Below are 6,638 nucleotides of genomic sequence, written 5' to 3' on the forward strand. Positions count from 1 at the left end.
GTGTGAAATGGTATGGAAAATTATATATAGCTCTATTAATAAGTGTGCTTTATATTCCTATTTTCTTTTTAATGATTTATTCTTTTAATTCTGCGGGGAATATGAGTCACTTCGAACATTTTACTTTAGAACATTACCACTCCCTTTTTCATAATGATCGGTTGATGTCGGTGATTTTTAATACTGTTGCAGTGGCACTTTTATCTGCATCGATTGCTACAGTTATAGGTACATTTGGTGCAATCGCTTTATATTATTTACGCAACAAACGGTTTAAGATTACGCTATTAACGATGAATAATGTATTAATGGTATCTTCAGACGTAGTCATTGGTGCTTCTTTTTTAATTATGTTCACTGCAATAGGACATTTCACAGGTTTAGGTTTAGGGTTTTCAACAGTGCTAGCATCTCATATAGCGTTCTGTATTCCAATTGTTGTTATCATCGTCTTACCCCAATTATATGAAATGAATGATAACATGTTAAATGCAGCAAGAGATTTAGGTGCTAATGAATCACAATTATTAAGTAGCATTATTATACCTAATATTATGCCCTCGATTATAGGAGGATTCTTTATGGCATTAACATATTCTTTAGATGATTTTACAGTAAGCTTCTTTGTTACCGGAAACGGATTTAGTGTATTGTCTGTAGAAGTTTATGCTATGGCTCGCAAAGGTATAAGTATGGAGATTAATGCCATTTCTACAATAATATTTATTGCTATTATGTTTGGAGTATTTGGATATTACTTTATTCAACATATCGTTAATCGTCAGAAAAAGATGAAACGAGGTGTCAATGAATGAAGCGATTTTTTCAACTTATCATTTCTGCTATGGTTATTGGTATTTTATGTTTAATGATTAGTCATTGGTTTAAATCAAAAGATAATACCCACGCAAATGAGAAGTTATATGTTTACAATTGGGGAGAATATATTGATCCTAGCTTAATTAAGAAGTTTGAAAAAGAAACAGGTATACAAGTCGTATATGAAACCTTTGATTCAAATGAAGCAATGGAAGCGAAAATTCGAAATGGAGGCACACACTATGATGTAGCTTTTCCAAGTGAATATACTGTTCAAAAACTAAAAAAAGCTAAATTGCTTGAGACTTTAAATCATGACAAAATTCCAAATATCAGAAATTTAGACAATGATTATATGAACTTGTCATATGACCCAAACAATCGATATTCAATTCCATATTTCTTTGGAACCGTAGGCATTTTATATGATAAAGAGAAATATCCTAATGAAACGTTTGATAGTTGGGGCGATTTGTATCATTCTCAACTCAAAAATGATATTTTATTAGTAGACGGTGCACGTGAAATAATTGGAATGGGATTAAATAAATTAGGGTATAGCCTTAATGACAAAAATCCGACCCATATTCATCAGGCAGAAAAAGATTTGCATAATTTAGCACCACAAGTTAGAGGTATAGTAGGCGACGAAATTACCATGATGCTTCAACAAAACGAAGGACATGTTGCAGTAGTTTGGAGTGGCGTTGCTGCACCACTTGTACAGGAAAATACTCGTTATAATTACGTGATACCTAAAGAAGGCTCCAATCTTTGGTTTGATAATATGGTGATACCTAAAACTGCACAAAATAAAGAAGGTGCGTATAAGTTTATGAATTTCTTACTAGACGCGCAAAATAGTGCCCAGAATACAGAATGGGTAGGATATGCAACACCTAATAAAGCAGCTCGAAGTAAGTTGCCTAAAGAGGTAAGAAACGATCATAGATTCTACCCATCAAAGCAAGAACAGCAACGGTTAGAAGTCTATAAAGATTTAGGTCAATCGTCTCTCAGTGATTATAATGAAAGCTTTTTAAATTTTAAAATGTCTTTAAAATAGCAAATGGTAGTTATTTTTAGAATTTTTTAATATAATAATGTGATAAGTAAGTTAAGGAGTTGTAACGAATGTTAGGAGAGCAATATACACAAATTAAGCGTCCAGCAAATCGGCTAACTGAAAAAATATTAGGTTGGTTTAGTTGGGTATTCTTACTCATATTAACTATTGTTTCAATGTTTATTGCGCTCGTATCTTTTAGTAATGATACGTCAATTGCCAATTTAGAAAACACACTTAATAATAATGAACTCGTACAACAAATTTTAGCCAATAATGATTTAAGTACAACTCAATTTGTGATTTGGTTACAAAATGGAGTTTGGGCAATTATTGTTTATTTTATTGTTTGTTTGCTCATCTCGTTTTTAGCGTTAATTTCTATGAATATAAGAATTTTGTCTGGTTTTCTTTTTTTAATAGCTGCTATAGTCACAATTCCACTTGTATTGTTGATTGTAACTCTAATCATTCCTATCCTATTCTTTATCATTGCAATGATGATGTTTGCAAGAAGAGATAGAATAGAAACAGTGCCATCTTATTATAATGATTATGATCAAACATACTATGATGAGAGAGGTTTTTATGAACCAGAGTCAAGAAATGAACATGGATATAATGATGATGTGTATGAACCTATGCACACTAAAAAGGAAGATAGAAATACAAGACGTCAATTCAATAGAAATGCTCAGCAACAAGATTCCTATAATGGTATAACTGATAATCAACCTGATGAAGATATATCTTCCAATCAACTTTATTCAGACGAATATGTAGACAATGAAGATAAATATTCTCAATTTCCAAAAAGAGCAGTTGAAAGTGAATATGCGTCTCAACAAACTGAAGATGAACCAACAGTCATGTCAAGACAAGCTAAGTACAATAAAAAATCTAAAAATACGGATTTTGAAGATGTACAACAGGAACATATGGAAGGTAATCAACTCGATGACGTAGGAGTTGTTGAACCACAAATTGATCCTAAAGAACTAAAAGCGCAAAGAAAAAGAAAAAAAGCAGAAATACGTGCTAAGAAAAAAGAAAAGAGAAAAGCATATAATAAACGTATGAAAGAACGAAGAAAAAACCAGCCAAGTGCTGTTAACCAACGACGTATGAATTATGAAGAACGTCGACAAATGATTAATAATGAACATGAAGATGCAGATAATAACTTAAACCAAGAGGAAGATTCAAAAAAAGAAAATTAATATTTATGCCTAGGACATTTATTGCTGTCCTAGGCATTTTAAAAAAATTCATCCTCTGTAACTAGATTTTATATAGGATGAATTCAATATTTTTAATTTTAGATTAACCGTATTACTTAATAAAAGTGGGGATACCTATATCGCTATTTCAAAGAAAGTGAGTTGGACTCTGGATAAATCAACTTGACACCTTAGCAACTTATTTACTTCTTAATCAATATGGGAAATGAACTTATTCGCGATAAAGATAAATTTTTAGTATGATTAAATTAACCATAGTTTTAAGAGTTAGGAGGCACATATTAATTGAATAGAAAAGTAGAAAAAAGATTAGCGTGGATTGCTAATATCTTAAGCCTATTATTTTTAATTTTTGGTATTCTATCGATATTTGTTATTAATAATGCATCAAATCAACAACAATATAATGAATTAATGAAGCAGTTTTCAGGTAATAATCAAGATATGTCATCTGAAATGTTTTTAGTTTCTCTTATTGCATCATTAGTCATTTTAGGTTTTTCAACGCTATTAGGTTTTGTTGGTGCAATGGTAATTGAAGGAAGAAAAAACCTTGCTGCTAGTTTACTCATAGCAGCGGCTATCGTAGGTTTATTTACGACTAATTTAATCGCGATGGTTTTATGGATGATTGCTGCGATTAGACTTTTTGCAAAAAAAGATAAAACATATGTAAATGAAAATGATACAGATCAACTTCGTCAAAACCATTCAAAGGACCAAAGTGATCTGAATCATCAACAAAATCAACAACAGAAAGATGTTTGGGATCCTGAACAAGAAATCAACAAACAAAAAAAGGACGATCCATATATATATTAATAGGTTTAGAATTGATATTTGACTAATAAATGTTGAATACAGTCCATAAAAATACGCCCTATCAGTAAAAATAATTGATAGGGCGTATTTTTTAATGAAGTAAGAAAGGGACTATACAACTTGAAGTTAAGTATGTGCATAAATGGCGAAAAATAATGACTTTTTTAATAAAATATAACGTCACTATCTAAATTGAATTTTATTATGTACTTTTTCAACAGTAGCTATATTTCTAATTCATCATTTCAAAATAGAGGATACTTATTCTTTGTTATTCATTTAATCATAATTCTTGAAATGTTTGAATGATAAGATATACGTTAAGTCCACTTAAGATAATTATGAGTAACCAGGAAATGATGTTAATCCATGTTTTATTCTTAAAAGTTCCCATAAGATTTTGATTACTTGTAGCTAATTGAAGCGGTATTAACGAAAATGGCAAAGCAATACTCAAAAACACTTGAGAAAAGACAAGTAATTGTTCAATTTTTTCAGTATTTCCTTTAAATACTATAAGACAAATGATAACAGGTATCACTGCTAAAGACCGAGTGATAAGACGACGTAACCAGTTTGGAATGGATAATTTAAGAAATCCTTCCATCACAATTTGGCCTGCTAACGTTCCCGTTATAGTTGAATTTTGACCAGAAGCTAAAAGGGCAACAGCAAATAAAGTACTCATAATACCGCCAAGCGATGCACCTAAAGCAGGTTCTGTTTTTAGAGCCGAATAAAGATCATAAAAACCACCCAAATCTTCAGTTTTTGTTCCAAAGAATAGCGCAGCGCCAAGTGTAAGTAATAAGCAATTGACTACAAAAGCGATGGATAGCTGTATATTAGAGTCGATGGTAGCATACTTAATCGCTTGTGCTTTTTCATGAATACTGTGTCTATCATATTTTCGCGATTGTACAATAGAAGAATGTAAATATAAGTTATGTGGCATAATAGTAGCACCTATGATACCTAGTGCAATATAAAGTATCCCTTGGTTTGTAACAATTTCTTTATGGGGCACAAAACCATTAAGCATATCCATTACTTGTGGAGAAGAAATATAAACTTCAAATACAAAAATAGCCAATACGGTAAAGATTAACGTTCCCACGATAGCTTCAATCTTTCTGAAGCCAAATTTCATGATGAATAATAATAAGAATACATCAAATACAGTGATTAATGCACCTACAATTAATGGTATACCAAAGATTAAATCTAATGCGATAGCACTTCCTATAACTTCTGCAATATCAGTAGCGATAATTGCTAATTCTGCAATAATCCAGAACATAATTGCTACAGGCTTATTTAAAAAATGACGTGTCATTTGTGCTAAATCCATACCAGTTGCTATTCCTAATCTCACAGTCATACTTTGTAACAACATAGCAGACAAGCTAGAGATTAAGATTACGAATAACAAGGTATAGCCATATTGTGCTCCTCCTTGCATGGATGTAATCCAATTTCCGGGATCCATGTAACCAACAGCGACAAGCAATCCTGGTCCTAAAAAAGCCAGAAATTTTTGACTTGCACTATCATTATGATTGAAGTTGATGGTGTTATTGATTTCATCTAAACTTCGTTGTTGTTCCTGATTGTTACTATTGATATTCAATAAAATCACCCCCATTAATATATGAGAATATATTAACCTAAATAAAATATTAGGTCAACCTAAAAATATTGGGGCAATAAAAATGCTTGAATGACTTTTCATAATTTAAATCACTCAAGCATTTTAAATTTATTGATAAAATTTTAAAAATTCATCAAAAGTTTCCTCAACAAATTTTAGGAAAGACTTATCAGATTGTAATCTTTTATCGGTAGGTGATAATGTTCTGGCAACAAAAAATTCACCTTTTTTAACATTTTTGACTCTATCGATAGCAGCATGCAACTCTTCATTACTCATATCGTTGATATAGTGCTTTTCAGATTTCATATGATCTAGAGAAACACTATAATCACTAGGTAATGATGTCAGTTTATCAAAATGTTTATCAAATATTTTCACTTTTTCTTCTTTATTTCTACCTTCGTGCATGATACCGAACATAATGAAAAGCTGATTTCTAAACAATCCGATTTGAAAGTGTGGTAACATTTTATAACCACGTTTATTAGGAGCAAAAGCTACCCATGTATCGATAGGTGGATTGACACTTCTACGTGCGTGTTTAGCTACGTGAGCATAAAATGTTTCACCTGTTTGTGTAGTAAAATATTCTTCAAAATAAGATCCTAATTGATGAAGTTGAGGTCTGACATAGTCATTAAGTGCTTCCATTCTTTGATCTAATCCTTCGACTTCAAAAGCTTTAAAATCTTTAGGTGAAAAAGTATATTGAGTCATCATATGCCTCCTTTTAATATGATTAGGAATATTGTAGCATAAACTTTTAAAGTTTATCTAAAATAAGGATGGTCATTCTCTTGATTTACGAAGTCTTTTTAAAGGTAAAATAGTGTGTATTCATATAAATTTACATAGTTATTCATGTATAATATGTAGTAATAGGAGATGATACGATGGCTTTATATGATTTTGCAAAAGGATTGATACTAGAAGCAGGAAATAAGGTAAGATTGATGATGCAAGAAGAATTAGACATTAAGACTAAATCAAATCCTAATGATTTAGTTACAAATGTGGATAAGGCGACAGAGAATTA

General features: G+C 31.1%; 6 protein-coding genes and 1 pseudogene. 5 read left to right on the plus strand and 2 right to left on the minus strand.

The genetic code is table 11. The features are described 5' to 3' along the window. Nucleotides 1–2 precede the first annotated feature (2 nt). From HMPREF3241_RS10015 to HMPREF3241_RS10030, 4 genes are all read left to right on the plus strand, one after another. Nucleotides 3–815 (plus strand): ABC transporter permease, encoded by an 813-nt coding sequence (locus HMPREF3241_RS10015; RefSeq protein ID WP_002457443.1) that lies wholly within the window; start codon nt 3–5, stop codon nt 813–815. After that, nucleotides 812–1,885 (plus strand): ABC transporter substrate-binding protein, encoded by a 1,074-nt coding sequence (locus HMPREF3241_RS10020; RefSeq protein ID WP_002457442.1) that lies wholly within the window; start codon nt 812–814, stop codon nt 1,883–1,885. Before HMPREF3241_RS10015 ends, HMPREF3241_RS10020 begins: the two co-directional genes overlap by 4 nt. Nucleotides 1,886–1,953: 68 nt before the next feature. After that, on the plus strand, nt 1,954–3,105 hold the full coding sequence (gene auxB / locus HMPREF3241_RS10025) for a lipoteichoic acid stability factor AuxB (RefSeq protein ID WP_070853653.1): 1,152 nt from the start codon (nt 1,954–1,956) through the stop codon (nt 3,103–3,105). 306 nt (nt 3,106–3,411) lie between these two features. Continuing rightward, nucleotides 3,412–3,948 carry a DUF4064 domain-containing protein gene (locus HMPREF3241_RS10030; RefSeq protein WP_002446180.1) on the plus strand — a complete coding sequence of 179 codons (537 nt, stop codon included), beginning with the start codon at nt 3,412–3,414 and terminating at the stop codon, nt 3,946–3,948. 283 nt (nt 3,949–4,231) lie between these two features. Here the strand turns inward: HMPREF3241_RS10030 and HMPREF3241_RS10035 are convergent, their stop codons facing one another. Continuing rightward, complete coding sequence (locus HMPREF3241_RS10035; protein ID WP_023474255.1) at nt 4,232–5,593, minus strand: Nramp family divalent metal transporter; 1,362 nt, start codon at nt 5,591–5,593, stop codon at nt 4,232–4,234. Nucleotides 5,594–5,707: 114 nt separating this feature from the next. Beyond that, the gene (locus HMPREF3241_RS10040) at nt 5,708–6,319 is read right to left on the minus strand and encodes a YktB family protein (RefSeq protein WP_002457440.1); all 612 of its coding nucleotides are present in this window, start codon (nt 6,317–6,319) and stop codon (nt 5,708–5,710) included. A 176-nt stretch (nt 6,320–6,495) separates the two neighbouring features. Between HMPREF3241_RS10040 and HMPREF3241_RS12850 the strand changes: the two are divergent. Next, nucleotides 6,496–6,638, plus strand: a pseudogene (locus tag HMPREF3241_RS12850) (inositol monophosphatase); the annotation flags it as partial.

It is taken from the genome of Staphylococcus sp. HMSC34G04, from assembly GCF_001838765.1.
GTDB classification, from domain to species: Bacteria; Bacillota; Bacilli; order Staphylococcales; family Staphylococcaceae; genus Staphylococcus; species Staphylococcus epidermidis.

Coding starts and splice junctions, on each gene's coding strand:
- auxB (WP_070853653.1), top strand. CDS start 1,954: ATGTTAGGAGAGCAATATACACAAATTAAGCGTCCAGCAAATCGGCTA.
- HMPREF3241_RS10020 (WP_002457442.1), top strand. CDS start 812: ATGAAGCGATTTTTTCAACTTATCATTTCTGCTATGGTTATTGGTATT.
- HMPREF3241_RS10040 (WP_002457440.1), bottom strand. CDS start 6,319: ATGACTCAATATACTTTTTCACCTAAAGATTTTAAAGCTTTTGAAGTC.
- HMPREF3241_RS10035 (WP_023474255.1), bottom strand. CDS start 5,593: ATGGGGGTGATTTTATTGAATATCAATAGTAACAATCAGGAACAACAA.